The following is a 15,413-nucleotide window of genomic DNA, read 5'->3' as shown; positions in this document are numbered from 1 at the left end:
GGGAGCTGAGGAGATGACGGGATGCAGAGCCGTACGGCGCTGGTCGAGGACCTGATGGAGCGCTTCCCGCACGTGCCGCGGGAAGCGGTGTTCAAGGAGGATCTGCTGCGCGGCGGCGTGGCGTTCGACAGGTCCGCGCTCAGCGACAACGAGTCCGGTGACGTCAAGCCGAAGTCGTACTTCATCTTCTCCTTCGACCACGGCACGCTCCCTGAGCTCGGCGAGGCCGCGCTGCGCCGACCGCCTGAGGAGATCATCCTCACCGGCGGCCCGTACGACCTGCGGCGCACGGTCGTCTCGGTCCGCGTGAACCCGTCGTCGCCCTACCGGGTCGCGGCCGACGAGGACGGGATGCTCGGCCTCTACCTCGACGGGAAGCGGATCTCGGACGTCGGCGTCCCGCCGATGCCGGAGTACTACCGGCACAAGCTCTCCAACGGAAAGTCCGTCATGGAGGTGGCCCCCACCATCCAGTGGGGCTACCTGATCTATCTGACCGTCTTCCGCGTCTGCCAGTACTTCGGCGCCAAGGAGGAGTGCCAGTACTGCGACATCAACCACAACTGGCGCCAGCACAAGGCGGCCGGCCGCCCGTACACCGGCGTCAAGGACGTCGACGAGGTCCTCGAAGCCCTCCAGATCATCGACAAGTACGACACCACGAAGGCGTCCACCGCCTACACGCTCACCGGCGGTGCGATCACCTCCAAGCTCCAGGGCCGTGACGAGGCCGACTTCTACGGCCTCTACGCCAAGGCCATCGAGGAGCACTTCCCCGGCCGCTGGATCGGCAAGGTCGTCGCCCAGGCGCTGCCCAAGGACGACGTGCAGCGCTTCAAGGACTACGGGGTGCAGATCTACCACCCCAACTACGAGGTGTGGGACCGCCGCCTGTTCGAGCTGTACTGCCCCGGCAAGGAGCGCTACGTCGGCCGCGACGAGTGGCACAAGCGCATCCTCGACTCGGCGGACGTCTTCGGCGCGCGCAACGTGATCCCGAACTTCGTGGCCGGCGTCGAGATGGCCGAGCCCTCCGGCTTCACCACCGTCGACGAGGCCATCGCCTCCACCACCGAGGGCCTGCGCTTCTTCATGTCGCACGGCATCACGCCCCGCTTCACCACGTGGTGCCCCGAGCCGACGACCCCGCTCGGCAAGGCCAACCCGCAGGGCGCGCCGCTGGAGTACCACATCAGGCTCCTGGAGGCCTACCGCTCCACGATGGAGGAGTACGGCCTCTCCTCGCCCCCCGGCTACGGCCCCGCGGGCGCCGGCCGCGCCGTGTTCTCCGTCAGCTCGTTCATGGACAGCCTCGCGCCGGAGACCGCCCCGGCCGGCTAGCCACGGCTCCGCCCCCACGGGCTGTGCCACTGGCCGGCGATGGCCGTCGCCCGCGCGAAGTGAGCGGCGGCATCGCCCTTCCGGCCCAGGAGCAGGTCGGGTTCACCGAAGTGTGTACGCGACCGGCCGGGTCACCACCGTGAAGCCCGGGGAGGGCGGCGCGGCGCAGTACGGCGACCGCCTCCTCGGGGAGCCGCCCCAGTGACCGGCGGGCCGCCCCGGTTGTCGCCGAGGAGCGGTGCCGGCCGCCCGCCCGGTCCGGCCGTGGTCAGGCCGCCCGCTCCCGCAGCGCCGCGAGCGCGCGGTCGGCGTGGGCGCTCATCCGGAACTCGCTGCGGACCACTTCGAGGACGACGCGGTCCTGTCCGAGGACGAACGTGGCCCGCTTCGTCGGCGCGATCGAGAAGCCGCGCGCGACCCCGAACCGCTCGCGCACCTCGCCCTGCGCGTCCGAGAGCAGCGGGAAGCCGAGCGTGTGCTTCCCGGCGAACTCCGCCTGGCGCTCGACCGGATCGGCGCTGACGCCCACGGGCCGCGCGCCGACGGCCGCGAACTCGGCCGCGAGATCCCGGAAGTGACAGGCCTCGGCCGTGCACCCGGGCGTCATGGCCGCCGGGTAGAAGAACAGGACGACGGGACCCTCGCTCAGCAGCTCCGACAGCCGCGTCGGGGTTCCGCTCTCGTCCGGCAGGGTGAAGTCCTCGACGGTGTCGCCCGCTTCGACGCGCTTGCTCATGATCCGGCCTCCTGGGCCTGGGCCACGCCGCGCGCCCACAGGACGAGCGGCACCTGAAGGGGAAGCCGCACGAGGGCCGCGGTCCGCAGCGGCGCGGGCTTGTCGCGCCAGTCGACCGCCATCTGCACATTGGCGGGGAAGACGCCGACGAAGAACGCGGCCGTGGCCTGAGCTGCCCTGCGGCGCGTCCACGGAAGCGCGATGCCGGCCGCGAGCGCGAGCTCGACGGCGCCGCTCGCGTACGTCCACGCGCGCGCGGAGCCCGGCAGCACGCGGGGCACCGTGGCGTCGAAGGACTTCGGGGCGGCGAAGTGCGTCACGCCGGCACCGGCGAGCAGCCCGGCGAGGGCGAGTGACTTGCGCGTGGACGACGAACGGGACCTGGGACGCGGCCTGGAACCGGAAGCGGGGCGGGGCACGGAACCTCCTCGGATGACTGGCGCGCGATATTACTCGGGAGTAAGCGCGCTGGGGAAGCCTGCGTGACCGAGCCCCTGTCCCCTGGCCTATCCGACGTCGAGATAGTCGCGGTCGATGTTCACCTTGACGCCACCCCAGGTCTCCTGGACCTCACCGGCGTACTGGTGGATGCGCTGACTGCCCGGCCAGGCGGAAGCCGGGACATAGCTGCCCGCGTCGGTGGCGGCGGCACCGTTCCACGCGGCGAACCAGATGTGGTCGACGCGGGTGTACGCCGGGTTGTCGTGCTCGGCCGCCGCGTCGCGGACACCGGAAGAGGCGCCGGAGTAGAAGCCGGAGAGATAGCCGCCGGCGTGCAGCGCCTCGGTCCAGCCGGACAGGTAGGAGAGGACGGCCGCCTTGCAGGAGGCGGTGGAGGCGTAGCCCTCGATGTCGTTGTAGAGGGCGCTCCCGGCCGGGATGCCGAGCGCCCGCGCGGCGGACACCGAGCCGACGGCGGCAGCGGCACCCTGAGAGCGTGCGGTGGCCGGATCGGCGGACATCCTGTTGGAGAAGGTGGTGCAGGGGGCTTGCCGGCCGACCTCGATCGGGATGAGCCGCCACCCCTTCGCGGTCTGCTTGCTCACCCAGGAGGCGGTGAGGTTCGGCTGCGCGCAGGCTCGTGTCTGGCCGCTGATGTAGACGCCGACGGCGCCGTACGGGGAGTTGGCCCGCCAGGCGTCCATCGTCTTCTGGGAGGGCGCGGTGCAGGCGTCGAAGCCATGGCCGGTGAACTCGCCGGGCTGCGCCCCCGCGGCGGCCGCGGTCCGCGCCGCACGAGCCGTCGGCAGCGGCGCGGGATTGCCGCCCGCCGTCAGGGTCGCCGACCCCAGGACCTTGCGTACCGCGGTCTCGTTGGCATCGGTGTGCGACGCGGTGACGAGTACGCCCGCGCTCTCGACGGCGACCTGGATCTCGTCGTTGGTGGAGACCGCGCCCGGAGCGACGGCCGAATGACCGGCGGCGCGTGCCGTGGAGGGCGTCACACGGTGGGGGTCAAGACCGGCAAGCGGTTCGACGACCAGGCCCTCCGTACGTCCGACCAGCCTCGCCGGGCACGTCGACCCGTTGCCGGGACGGCCGAGATAGACGGTGGGCCGGTCGAAACGTACGCAGGTGTCGGGGCGCCGGTCGAGGTCGACGACCTGCCACGTGGCCGGGACCCGCACCTGGTAGCCGTGGTACGTCACCACTTGTGCGCCGTCCTGCGCCTCCGCCGGAGCTACCCCGACGGGCGCTGCGGACAGTGCCCCCAGTGAGACGAGCAGTGCCGCCGCGGTGGCGGCCGGGCCGCGCCTGCGCCGGATCGGACGAAGTCGCACGAGCGTCTCCTCTTCGGAGGGGGAACAGGGTGACTGCAGCGCTAGGTGTACCCCGTCGGTCGGCGAGGCGGCTGTACGACGCGAGGGATGTGACGAGGTGTCATCCACTCTCCGCAGTCTCACTCACCTGGTATCCGACACAGGGCTGTGAGCTGGTGTCGGGGGGCGGGCGCGAGGCCGATAAATGCCTGGTGCCGCGGCTCCTGCCTGAGCTAGTCTCCGAACCGTTCCAGCGGTGGTCCATGGCCACCGTATGCAGAGGCGTATTCCAGGAGGTGTTGACCGATGGCTGTCGTTGTGACGGGCGCTGCCCGCATCCAGAAGTTCATCGAGTCCACCTCTGTGGTCACCGGCTGACCTACCTTCTTTGTCCGCGCCGCTGTGCGCGACCAGCTGGGGCCGCCTTTGTGAAGGGTCACCCCTTGTCTTCCTCTTCTCTCCCGAGCTCTTCCCCCTCGAGATCGGCCCTGGCTGTGTACGGCTGGGACGGCGGCTGGGAGGCCGAGTTCGCCCGGTTCGCCGAGCAGGGCCTGCTGCCGGGCCGTGTCGTACGTGTCGATCGTGGCCTGTGTGACGTCGTCACCGCCGAGGGTGTGGTGCGCGCCGACACCGAATTCGTCGTCCCCCGCGACCCGATGAAGGTCGTGTGCACGGGCGACTGGGTCGCCGTCGACCCTGAAGAACGCGACCCGCGGTACGTGCGGTCGCTGCTGCCGCGCCGCACGTCCTTCGTGCGGTCGACCTCGTCGAAGCGGTCGGAGGGCCAGATCCTCGCGGCCAACGTCGATCACGCCGTGATCGCCGTGTCGCTCGCCGCCGAGCTCGACCTCGGCCGTATCGAGCGGTTCCTCGCCCTGGCGTGGGAGTCCGGCGCCCAGCCCGTCGTCGTCCTCACCAAGGCCGACCTCGTGCCGGACGCCGCGACCACCGCGCACCTCGTCTCCGACGTGGAGACGGCGGCGCCCGGCGTGCAGGTCCTCGCGGTCAGTGCAGAGGAGGGCCACGGCATCGACGTGCTCGGCGCGCTCCTCGACGGGACGTCCGTGCTCCTCGGCCAGTCCGGCGCGGGCAAGTCGACGCTCGCCAACGCCCTGCTCGGCGCCGACGTCATGCACGTGCACGCCGTGCGCGACGTCGACGGCAAGGGCCGGCACACCACGACCACCCGCAACCTGCTGGTCCTGCCGACCGGCGGCGTCCTGATCGACACCCCCGGGCTGCGTGGCGTCGGGCTCTTCGACGCCGAGGCCGGCGTCGGGCAGGTCTTCTCGGAGATCGAGGCCCTGGCAGAGGGGTGCAGGTTCCACGACTGCGCCCACGACGCCGAGCCGGGATGCGCCGTGCTGGCCGCGCTCGACGACGGGACGCTGCCCCCGCGCCGCCTCGACAGCTACCGCAAGCTGCTGCGCGAGAACCAGCGGCTTGCCGCCCGCACCGACGCCCGTCTGCGGGACGAGATGCGGCGCGTCTGGAAGATGCGCGGCGCCCAGGGCCGCGCCGCGATGGAGGCCAAGCGGGGGCGCCTCGGCTGAGCCGGCCTCGCGCGCGGCCTCCGCCGTCCCGTACGGGGCGGCGGAGGCCGCGGCACCCCCGCGCCCCAACGCCATGTCCGATTTCCGCCAGCCCGCGGCGCCGCGCAGGCGCACACTGGAGGGCGTGATGATCGATGAGGACACGCGGTACGAAGCGGTGCGCAGCCGCGACGCGCGCTTCGACGGGGAGTTCTTCTTCGCCGTCGAGACGACCGGCATCTACTGCCGCCCCAGCTGCCCCGCGGTCACCCCCAAGCGAAAGAACGTCCGCTACTACGCCACCGCCGCGGCGGCGCAGGGCTCCGGGTTCCGCGCCTGCCGACGCTGCCGCCCCGACGCCGTGCCGGGCTCGGCCGACTGGAACGTACGCGCCGACGTGGTGGGCCGCGCCATGCGCATGATCGGCGACGGCGTCGTCGACCGCGAGGGCGTCGCCGGGCTCGCGGTGCGCCTCGGGTACAGCGCCCGCCAGGTGCAGCGCCAGCTCACCATCGAGCTGGGCGCCGGACCCGTCGCCCTGGCCCGCGCCCAGCGCGCCCACACCGCGCGCGTCCTGCTCCAGACGACCGGCCTGCCGATCACGGAGATCGCGTTCGCCGCGGGCTTCGCGAGCGTGCGCCAGTTCAACGACACGATCCGCGCCGTCTACGCCCGCACGCCCACGGAGCTGCGCGCTGAGGCCCCCGCCACCCGCGCCACTGCCACCGCGGCGGGTATCCCCCTGCGCCTCGCCCACCGCGGTCCCTACCAGGCCCGGCCCCTCTTCGACACCCTCGCCCGCGAGGCCCTCGACGGCGTCGAGGAGATGACCGGAACGCCGGGCGCCCGCATCTACCGGCGCACCCTGCGCCTGCCGTACGGCACCGGCGTCGTCTCCGTCGACGAGCGCACCAGGTCCACGCCCGCGAGCCGTGCCGCGCACCACGGCGGCTGGCTCGACGCCCGCATCCACCTCACCGACCTGCGCGACCTGACGACGGCCGTGGGACGCCTGCGGCGCCTGTTCGACCTGGACAGCGACCCGTACGCGATCGACGAGCGCCTCGGCGCCGACCCGCGCCTCGCGCCGCTCGTGGCCGCACGGCCCGGTCTGCGCGCGCCGGGCGCCGCCGACCCCGACGAGCTGGCCGTGCGGCTCCTCGCCGGGCGGGCGGAGTCGGCGCGGCTCGTCGAGCGGTACGCGAAGGCCGTCGACGCGCCCTGCGGCACCCTCACCCATGTCTTCCCCTCACCCGACGACCTCGCCGGGGAACCGGGACCCGTCGGCGCGCTCGCCACGGCCCTCGCCGACGGCGCCCTGCGCCTCGACCCGGGCGCCGACCGCGACGACGCCGAGGCCGCCCTGCGCGCCCTGCCCGGCGTCGACGCCCGCACCGCCGCCCTCGTCCGCATGCGCTCCCTGGCCGACCCGGACGTGGCCCTGCCCCACGGGCCGGGGCAGCAACCCGTACCGGACACCTGGCGCCCCTGGCGCACGTACGCACAGCAACACCTCTGGACACAGCGACAGTTGGAGCAGCAGTCATGACCGTCTACTACACCGTGCTCGACAGCCCCGTCGGTGAACTCCTGCTCACCGGCGACGAGTCGGGAGCCCTCACCTCACTGTCCGTACCCGGGCAGAAGGGCGGCCGCACGGTGCAGCCCGGGTGGCGGCGCGCACCCGAGCGATTCGCCGACGCCGAGAAGCAGCTCGTCGCCTACTTCGCCGGTGAACTCAGGGAATTCCACCTGGAGTTCAGCACGGAGGGCACCGAGTTCCGCGAGAAGGTGTGGGCGGCGCTCGACGCCGTGCCGTACGGCGCGACGACCACGTACGGCGCCGTGGCCGCGAGCATCGGCGCGTCGCGCGCCGCGGTCCGCGCCATCGGCGGCGCGATCGGGGCCAACCCGCTCCTCATCGTCCGCCCCTGCCACCGCGTGATCGGCGCGGACGGCTCCCTCACCGGCTACGCGGGCGGCCTGGAGCGAAAGCTGCAGCTGCTGTCCCTGGAGGGAGTCCTCCAGGATCACTAGTCGTCGAGGCGCCTAGTCGTCGAGCCCCCAGCTGTGGATCTTGCGCGGGTGGATGCGGATGAGTTCCTCGCTGAAGTGCGCGCCCAGGTGGTGCGGGCCGGTGAGGAGCTCGGCCTCACCACGGATGTCGACGCCCCGCACCTTCCACGGCGTGAGGCTGAGGATGTCGTCGACGACGAGCGCGACCTTCGGGTTCGCCTGGAGGTTGCGCCATTTCTTCGTCGTCCCGAGCGCGTATCCGCCGACCAGGATCGTCCCGTCGTCCTGCGGGAAGAATCCCACCGGGTTCGCCTGCGGCTGGCCCTTCGGGTCGACGGTGGCCAGCCGTCCCAGGCGCTGGGACTTCAGATACGTGATCTCGGCCTCGCTGAATTCGGTCATGGCCTCAGCCAAACACGATCGCCCCCGCCACGCATCGGGCAACCGCCCTAGGGCCGTTGCCCGATGCGTCCAGACGGTTACGAGAGGAGACGTGCGTACCTGTCGTGCCAGGGGTGCGCCTCCTCCAACTGCGCGCTCAGGGCGATCAGGGTGGCCTCGTCGGCGGGGCGGCCCACCAAGGAGACGCCCACCGGGATGCCGCCCTCCGGGGTCCAGTACAGGGGAACGTTGACCGCCGGCTGGCCCGTCATGTTGTACGGGCTGGTGAACGCGCTGAACGCGCTCTGGCGGTGCAGATTGTCGAGCGGGTCGCCGGACTCGTCGAAGAACTCGTGCGGTTGCGGCAGCGTCGCCAGGGTCGGGGTGAGCACGGCGTCGTACCCGGACGTCGCCCGTACCGCGTGGCGTGCGGCGCGCTGCATCCCGGTGATGGCGGCCGCTAGCTGCTCGCCGCTGACCCCGCGCCCGAACTCGCGCCAGGCCCGGGTCACCGGCCGCAACAGCTCCTCCGCACCGGCGTCGAGGGCGTGGCCGAGCGACTGCACCGCCCACGCCGTCACGAAGTGGCCGCTGATCTCGGGGCCGAACGGTGTCGGGATGTCCTCCACGATGTGCCCGAGATCCTCGAGCAGTCGCGAGGCGTGCTCCCAGGCCGCCACGCACACGGGATCCACCGTGACACCTTCGGCGGCGGGCCGCGCGTACCGGCCGATGCGCAGCCGCCCGGGGGAGCGCTCGGCATGGGAGAGGAACGTCTCGCCCGGCGGGAGCGGCGGCGCCCAGTGCGGGTCGCCCTGCTCGGGCCCCGCCAGCGCGTCGAGCAGCGCGGCCGCGTCGCGCACGCCACGCGCCAACGGGCCTTGTACGGACAGGCCGTTGACCTCGATCCCGGCGGGGCCCGAACTGACCCGGCCCCGCGACGGCTTGATGCCGAACAGGCCGCAGACGCTCGCCGGGATCCTGATGGAGCCGCCTCCGTCGCTGGCGTGGGCGACCGGCACGAGGCCGAGCGCCACGGCCACCGCGGCCCCGCCGCTGGATCCCCCGGCGGACAGGGCCGGGTCCCACGGGTTGCGGGCCGGACCCGCCACGTCGTTGTCGGTGTAGCAACAGCAGCCGAATTCGGGGGTGTTGGTCTTACCGAGGCTGATCGTGCCCGCCTCGCGCAGCCGGGTCACGCTGTAGGCGTCGGCCTCCGGCACCTGGCCCGCGAAGGCCTTGGACCCGTACGTCGTGCGTACGCCGGCCGTGTCGACCAGGTCCTTGACCGCCGTCGGCACGCCGAACAGCGGTGGCAGGTCCCCGTCCGCGCGCCGCTCCCGCGCGGCCGCCGCCCCGGCCAGAGCGGCGTCGGGCGTCACCGTCACGAAGGCGCCGAACTGCTCGTCGTAGCGCTCCACCCGGTCCAGGTGATGCCGTACGAGTTCCACCGGGCCGACCTCGCCCTTGCGGACGGCGGCGGCCTGTTCGAGCGCGCCGAGTGCGTGCAGCTGAGTCGGGGCGGTCACGCGGCGCTCTCCTTCAGTTCGGCGACCTGCCGGGCCACCAGTTCCTCGTGCTCCTCGACGTCGCGGCGGGCGTCGCGCGGCCGCCACCTGCCGGTCATCACGAAGATGAACGGCAGGAACAGCACCTGCCCGCCGAGGCACACCCACCACCAGGTCTGCCACGCGTGCGCGTTGTCCGCGCTCGCCCGCTGCACCTCGGGTCCGTGCTCACGCAGGATCTTCAGTTGCGGCGCCGCCTTCTGCACGGTCTTGAGTCCTTCGGCGCCGACCTCCTTCTGCGCCTGGGCGAGCAGCGGGGCGGGCACCTTGTCCGGTGCGTAGGAGCCGAGTTCGGCGAAGAGCTTCGGGTGGGCCTTCGTGATGGCGAGGGCCGGGGCCGCCTGCACCGACGCGGCCTTGACCTCCGCGCCGTGCTCGATGAGCGGAGTCACCGTGCTCACCACGAGAGGCACGAAGGCGGCGGACAGGGCGACGGTGATCCGTATGATCCAGCCCCACACGGCGAGACCCGTGGCGGTGGCCGCCGGGTTGTGCCGCTCGACCGTCTCCGTGAAGCTCGCCATCCACGGCGAGTACGCGATACCGCTGGTGACGCCGATGCCCGCCACGATGAACGCGAACGTGTAGTAGCCGGTGTGCGGTTGGGTGGCGTGCAGGGTGAACGCCAGTGTGAAGCCTATGGACCCGAGCGCGCCGAGCAGCATGAAGGGCTTGCGCACGCGCAGGCGGTCGGAGAAGAGGCCGGCCAGGACCAGGGAGATCGCGTTCGCTCCCCAGTACCAGTTCAGGAGGGCGTTGGCGCGCTGTGCGGTGTACCCGAAGGTGGTGGCGAAATACAGCACGAAGTTGCCGACGGCGGCGAAGTACAGCAGGAGGTAGACGCTGATGGCGACGGCGGATCCGATGACGTCGAGGCGGAGCATCTGGCGCCACTGACCGCCCAGCGCCGTCTCGGTGTCCATCCCCTTGGCCCGCGCCTCGATCAGCGCGCGGTCGCGCAGGGTCACCATGATCTGGTCGCGCAGCGCCGGGGCGAGTTCACGCAGTCCGAACAGCGCGACGACGAACACGACGAGGCCGCTGATGCCCGCGTAGCGGATCTCGTCCTGCCAGGTGGTGGCTCCGCTGAAGGTGCGGGAGGTGACGGCGGTGACCACGAGGCTGCCGATGATCGGCCCCATCGTCCAGTAGCCCATCGCCGATGCCCGGCCGAGCTGCGGCGAGAAGTCCCTGATGAGCGCGGGGGTGGCGACCAGGATCATGCCCTCGACGAGTGACACGGCCGAGTAGACGACCAGATAGCTCGCCTTGCCCGGCGCGTTGGGCAGGACGAACGTGGTGAGCAGTCCGACCAGGAGCAGGCCGTAGACCACGATGTTCGCCCGGCCCCAGCGATCGGCGAGACCGGCCACCAGGGACGAGAAGGCGCCCACCGCGTTGGCGGCCACCGAGACGTACACGAAGTACAGGAACGTCATGTGGTAGTGGCTGATGATGGCGGTCGACACCGCGTACTGGATGTACAGCTGGTAGTAGAGAACGACCGTGGCGAGTACGACGAGCGCCAGGTACCAGTACCGGGGGCCGCTCTCGGGATAGTGGTCGAGCCGTCGGCCGCCGAGCCCGCTCAGCGCCGAGGGCCGCGGCCGCTTGGTGCGCCGAGCCGTGTCCGCCGGTGATGAAACCGACATCATGCCTCCCTGCTGTCATGGCACACGCCAGCGCGTGCATGGTCGGGGAGGCTAATACCGTCCGGTCGGTATCTCATAGGGGTGGGACAAGGATTTGTGATCCCGTTTACGGCGGGAGCGTGGGGCCCGGGCCGGCCCGCCCCGCGCTGGGCAGGACCGGGCCGGGCCACGGTCACGTCAGACGGGCAGCCCCCAGCGCGCGGCCGGCGCGTTCGCGGTGACCGGCTCGATGCTCAGGTCGGGGCGGTCGCCCTTCGCGGTGACGAGCGCGGAGTCGCCCTTGCGCAGGGTGATCCGGATCGCCCCGTCGCCCGCGTCCTCGTAGCGAAGTGGCCTGCCCCGCCCGTCGCGTACGTCGATCGCGCCCGTGATCCCGTGCCGCACCGCGCACGGCGCGCCCGCCTCGCTCACCAGCCGCACCCAGCGCGTCGTGCCCCCCTCACGCACCGCACTCAGCAGAAAGGCGCCCTGCGTACGGAAGTCGTGGACGGTGAGGTCCTTCCAGACGGCGGGCAGGGCCGGGAAGACGCGGATCACGCCGCCCCAGGACTGGCACACCATGTCGTGCAGGGACTGGGCGGCCGACAGCGGAGTCTCGATGACGGGGCCCGACTCCTTGTACATGGTGTTGGCCTGGATGAAGCGGGACATCAGCTGGCCCAGGTACTTGAGCGCGTCCTCGCCCTTGCCGAGCAGCGCCGACATCGAGGCCGCGCCCGTGAACGTATAGCCCTGGAGGGCCCCTTCGAAGCCGACCCAGTGGGCCAACGACTTCTCGATCAGGGCGAGTTCGTCGGGGGTGCGGCCGGTCAGCTCGTACAGCGGGTACACCGCGAGCATGTGCGAGTAGTGGCGGTGGGACTTCGCGAAGGGGATGTCCGCGCCGATCATGAAGCCGTTCGTGTCCGTCGGGTAGGCCACGCGCCTGGCGAGCACCTCGCGCCAGCGCGGCGCCAACTCGTCGTCGATACCGAGGAGTTCGGCCGAATCCAGGAGGGTCCGACAGCCCCACGTCAGGAGCATCAGGTCGTAGTTGCAGTCGCGGGTGTTGCCGCCGTACTCGGGCGAGAACGTCGCGGGCAGGTGCAGCCTGCCGTCGGCTCCCGGCTCCAGGAAGTGCAGGTAGTAGTTGATCGCCTTGCGCAGCAGGGGGAAGAGGACGTCGCGCAGGATCTTCTCGTCCATGGTGTGGCGGTAGCTCAGCCACACGTTGTGGAGCGCCCAGGTGAGGTTGCCGACCTCGGGGGTCGGAGTGTCCTGGCCGGGGATGCCGACGCCGTAACCCTGCGCGTTGCTCGTCGCGCCGCCGTTCACGAGGTGCATGTCCGTGGTGCGCGGGATGCCGAGTGAGTCGGCCCGGTACGGCGCGGCCATCTCGGCGGTGAGGTTGTCCCGGAACTCGCCCAATGCCCGCGTGACGGCGTCGAGTTCGAGGTGGTTCGAGCCGTGGATCAGCCAGTACTCCAGCTGCACGTTGAGGTTCCACCAGGTGGCGGGCCACGGGGTCGGCTCCAGCCAGGGGCCGCTGGTCGCCATCACGGGGGCGTCCCGGCGGGCGGCGGACGCCGTCTTGTAGAGCTGGATCCAGTAGAAGCGCTGGATGCGGGCGTCGGGGACGGACAGGAAGCTCTTGCGGTAGTACGCGTGCCACCAGGCCCGATGGGTCACGGCGAGGGCGTCGTACGGGAGCCGGGTCGCGGCCCGCACCGTCGAGACGGCCCGGTCGCGGGCGGTGGACTTCGGGAAGGAGTGCGCCACGTTCACGTACAGCGTCCGCCGCTCGCCGCGGGTGCGCTCGCGCCAGGCGGTGACGTACTGGCCGCCGGACAGAAGAGGCTGGACGGAGACGGAGACGCCGTCGTACTCACCGGACTCGGCGGGCGGATTGCCCTCGTAGCCGGCCGGGATCGGCTGGAACGCGGCGCGCGGGCTGATGGACTGCGCGGGGTGGAAGACCCATGCGAAGCCGCGCTCGCCCTCGGACGGGGTGACCTCCACGGCGAGGACGGAGAGCGCGTTGGTGACCTGGGCGCGGATCGTGAGCGTGCCCTTGTCGGTGGTGAGGGTGCCGGTCAGCTCCGCGTCACGCAGGCGCAGGCGCCAGTCGAGGCCGGTGACGGCGCCGACGGGTTCGAGCGTGAAGTAGCCGATGGGCAGCCGCGCCAGACCGAACAGGGAGCCGAACTCCGGGCGGTGGTCCTGGACCTCGGAGTGCTGGACGTTGAAGCGGATCGCGTTCTTCCCGGGCTCCTGGTAGATCCCGGAGCCGAGCAGGCCGTTGCCGAGGTACGGGCCCTCGTACCAGGTCTTCGGCATCTTCTGCCAGACGAGGTCGGCGTCGTCGAGGACGGTGCGCCAGGCGTCTTCGGAGGGAGCGCTCGCCGCTGTGGCGGGGGTCGCGACGGGAGTGGCGGCGGTGGCCTGTGCCGGCAGCCCGCCCGCCAGCGCGGCCCCGGCGAGGGTGGATCCGGTGGCGAGCACGGTCCTTCTGGACGGTCTTGGCATGGCGCGGCCTCCACGTGTCGAAGCAGACGTCGATTCATCGGAGCTATCCCCTGCGGCAAGCTAGAGAAGTGACGAGAGCCCGTCAATATGTCGGGAGAGATCCGATGTAATTCGCGCTACGTGGATGCTGTGCGCATACATGAACCGGAACGCTCAGCCCCAGATCACGGCCCCGATCCAGGCGCCCACGATGAGCAGGCAGGCGAAGAGTTCGGCCAGGACGCTGGAGCCGCCGGCGCGCATCGCGGTCCGGGTCGAGGTGACGGCGTCGCCGTGCCGGCCGAGGCGCAGGCGCTCGCAGAGGTAGATGCCTCCGATGAACCCCGGGATCGATCCGATCACCGGGATCACGCAGAAACCGACGAGGGCTCCGGCCCCCGCCCATATCGCGGTGCGGCGCGTGGCCCCGCTCTCGCGCAGCCGGCGCTGCGGGAGCTGCCAGCGCAGCACCTGGGCGGCGAGCAGGACGGCGGTGGCGCCGACCAGAACACCCCAGGCCAGCCCGTTCGGGTTCTGGAGCGACCACACGAGGACCGCGGCCCACACGAGCCACGACCCGGGCACCCCGGGCACGAGCACCCCGCACAGGCCGAGCAGCATCACCACTCCCACCAGCAGGAGTTCCCACGCGCCCATCTGCCAAGAGTGCCGGACAACGACGGAACCCGCAGATCGCAGAGCTTCACGCTTCGCCACCACCGACGGCTTCCGGCCGCGGAACTCAGCCCTCCGCGACGTGCTCCCCGCGCGGCTCCACCGGCACGTCCCGGGACACCCAGCCCCGCTCGTACGCATGCCAGCCCAGCTGGAGCCGCGTCGTCACACCGGCCAGTTCCATCAGGCGCTTCACTCTGCGCTGGACCGTGCGAAGCCCCAGGTCGAGCTGTTTGGCGACGCTCGCGTCCGTGAGTCCGGCCAGAAGAAGGGAGAGGATCTCCAGGTCCGTGCCGTCGGGGCCGTCCGGCTCCTGCTCGGTGATGGTGCGGCTGCTCTCGCCGAGCCGCAGCGGCAGGGCGTCCCGCCAGACCGCCTCGAACAGACCGGACAGCGACTCCAGGAGCCCGCTCGCGTGGACGACGAGCGCCGCGGGCTCCGCCGTGCGCGAGGTCAGCGGCACCATCGCGAGAGCCCCGTCGGCGATCACCAGCTTCGTCGGCACCCGGTCCACGACCCGTACCTGCTCGTCCCGCCCGATCGCGGCCGACAGCTCCGTCAGCCCCGTCGGCATCGAAAGCACCTCGCGCTCCACCACGACCCGGTACGCGACGCCCCGGCCGGCGGCCTGCTCCTCCGCCTCGTTGTCCATGCCCGACACGGCGATCGGATTGCCGGTGACCAGCGCGCAGACCTCGTCCGTGGCGCCCAGCTGAAGCTGGAGGAACCGCTGCGCGACGGCCGCGGCGCCCGTGACCACCTCGACCAGATCGTGCACGGCGGGCTCGGCGGCCTGCGCCCGGTACTCCTCCGCGAGCAGCGCCGCCGCCAGCTCCGCCTTCTCCAGCTCGTGCCGCTGCTGCGTCAGGAGCGCGCCGAGCGCGACGCCCGGCGGAGCCGCGACCCAGCGCCCCGGCCGCGCCGACGACTGCGCCGCGAGCCCGTGCCGCTCCAGCCTGCGCAGCGCGTGCTCGGTCTCGTACTCCGCGAGGGCGAGCCGCCCCGCGAGATCGGGCACGTCGGCCGCGCCCAGCGACACGAGCGCGCGGTACGTGCTCTCGTGCATCTCGTCCAGACCTATCGCACCCAGCATGCGGCGATGCCCCTCCCCGAGCCTCGGTTCCGGCGGCACCGTGGCGGGAAACGGCCACGGCACAAACCCGCCGCGCCCCATCTTCCCCGTACCACCGCTCTCTCTGCCAATGTGGCGCCACCGCAGCACCAACATCCGCCGGGAATACGGCCTTTGCGCCGTATTCACCTGCGCT

At 71.8% G+C, this 15,413-nt stretch carries 13 protein-coding genes; 4 read left to right on the top strand and 9 right to left on the bottom strand.

Going from position 1 to position 15,413, the window contains the following annotated elements:
* Positions 1–21: 21 nt before the first annotated feature.
* Positions 22–1,341, top strand: coding sequence for a radical SAM protein (locus OG456_RS07805; protein ID WP_266558561.1), 1,320 nt, complete (start codon positions 22–24; stop codon positions 1,339–1,341).
* 268 nt (positions 1,342–1,609) lie between these two features.
* On the opposite strand, the gene OG456_RS07800 is transcribed toward OG456_RS07805, so the two are convergent.
* The 3 genes from OG456_RS07800 to OG456_RS07790 all read right to left on the bottom strand — a co-directional run bounded on the left by OG456_RS07800 (position 1,610) and on the right by OG456_RS07790 (position 3,858).
* The gene (locus OG456_RS07800) at positions 1,610–2,077 is read right to left on the bottom strand and encodes a peroxiredoxin (RefSeq protein ID WP_266558559.1); all 468 of its coding nucleotides are present in this window, start codon (positions 2,075–2,077) and stop codon (positions 1,610–1,612) included.
* Positions 2,074–2,415 (bottom strand): hypothetical protein, encoded by a 342-nt coding sequence (locus tag OG456_RS07795; protein ID WP_266569111.1) that lies wholly within the window; start codon positions 2,413–2,415, stop codon positions 2,074–2,076. The genes OG456_RS07800 and OG456_RS07795 overlap by 4 nt, the downstream gene beginning before the upstream one ends.
* A gap of 168 nt (positions 2,416–2,583) precedes the next feature.
* Positions 2,584–3,858 carry a DUF1906 domain-containing protein gene (locus OG456_RS07790; RefSeq protein WP_266558557.1) on the bottom strand — a complete coding sequence of 425 codons (1,275 nt, stop codon included), beginning with the start codon at positions 3,856–3,858 and terminating at the stop codon, positions 2,584–2,586.
* A gap of 422 nt (positions 3,859–4,280) precedes the next feature.
* On the opposite strand from OG456_RS07790, the gene rsgA reads away from it, so the two are divergent.
* From rsgA to OG456_RS07775, 3 genes are all read left to right on the top strand, one after another.
* On the top strand, positions 4,281–5,390 hold the full coding sequence (gene rsgA, locus OG456_RS07785) for a ribosome small subunit-dependent GTPase A (RefSeq protein WP_266558555.1): 1,110 nt from the start codon (positions 4,281–4,283) through the stop codon (positions 5,388–5,390).
* A 127-nt stretch (positions 5,391–5,517) separates the two neighbouring features.
* Entirely contained in the window at positions 5,518–6,918 is a 1,401-nt protein-coding gene (locus tag OG456_RS07780) for a DNA-3-methyladenine glycosylase 2 family protein (protein ID WP_266569110.1), read from the top strand.
* The gene (locus tag OG456_RS07775; protein ID WP_266558553.1) at positions 6,915–7,406 is read left to right on the top strand and encodes a methylated-DNA--[protein]-cysteine S-methyltransferase; all 492 of its coding nucleotides are present in this window, start codon (positions 6,915–6,917) and stop codon (positions 7,404–7,406) included. Before OG456_RS07780 ends, OG456_RS07775 begins: the two co-directional genes overlap by 4 nt.
* 12 nt (positions 7,407–7,418) lie before the next feature.
* On the opposite strand, the gene OG456_RS07770 is transcribed toward OG456_RS07775, so the two are convergent.
* The 6 genes from OG456_RS07770 to OG456_RS07745 all read right to left on the bottom strand — a co-directional run bounded on the left by OG456_RS07770 (position 7,419) and on the right by OG456_RS07745 (position 15,238).
* Positions 7,419–7,787 carry a PPOX class F420-dependent oxidoreductase gene (locus OG456_RS07770; RefSeq protein ID WP_266558551.1) on the bottom strand — a complete coding sequence of 123 codons (369 nt, stop codon included), beginning with the start codon at positions 7,785–7,787 and terminating at the stop codon, positions 7,419–7,421.
* Between the two features lie 77 nt (positions 7,788–7,864).
* Positions 7,865–9,295, bottom strand: a complete 1,431-nt coding sequence (locus tag OG456_RS07765) for an amidase (RefSeq protein WP_266558548.1) — start codon at positions 9,293–9,295, stop codon at positions 7,865–7,867.
* Positions 9,292–10,989, bottom strand: coding sequence for an MFS transporter (locus OG456_RS07760; protein ID WP_266558543.1), 1,698 nt, complete (start codon positions 10,987–10,989; stop codon positions 9,292–9,294). Before OG456_RS07760 ends, OG456_RS07765 begins: the two co-directional genes overlap by 4 nt.
* 174 nt (positions 10,990–11,163) lie before the next feature.
* On the bottom strand, positions 11,164–13,491 hold the full coding sequence (locus OG456_RS07755) for a Tat pathway signal sequence domain protein (protein ID WP_266558541.1): 2,328 nt from the start codon (positions 13,489–13,491) through the stop codon (positions 11,164–11,166).
* Positions 13,492–13,644: 153 nt separating this feature from the next.
* Positions 13,645–14,127 carry a DUF456 domain-containing protein gene (locus OG456_RS07750; RefSeq protein ID WP_266558539.1) on the bottom strand — a complete coding sequence of 161 codons (483 nt, stop codon included), beginning with the start codon at positions 14,125–14,127 and terminating at the stop codon, positions 13,645–13,647.
* 85 nt (positions 14,128–14,212) lie between these two features.
* Positions 14,213–15,238 carry a helix-turn-helix transcriptional regulator gene (locus OG456_RS07745; RefSeq protein WP_266558537.1) on the bottom strand — a complete coding sequence of 342 codons (1,026 nt, stop codon included), beginning with the start codon at positions 15,236–15,238 and terminating at the stop codon, positions 14,213–14,215.
* Positions 15,239–15,413 lie beyond the last annotated feature (175 nt).

The sequence above is a fragment of the Streptomyces sp. NBC_01446 genome, assembly GCF_026340095.1.
In the GTDB taxonomy this organism is placed as follows: domain Bacteria; phylum Actinomycetota; class Actinomycetes; order Streptomycetales; family Streptomycetaceae; genus Streptomyces; species Streptomyces aureus.
The sequence above is the reverse complement of the archived record's forward strand: the minus strand, read 5'-3'. Positions and strand labels throughout refer to the sequence as shown.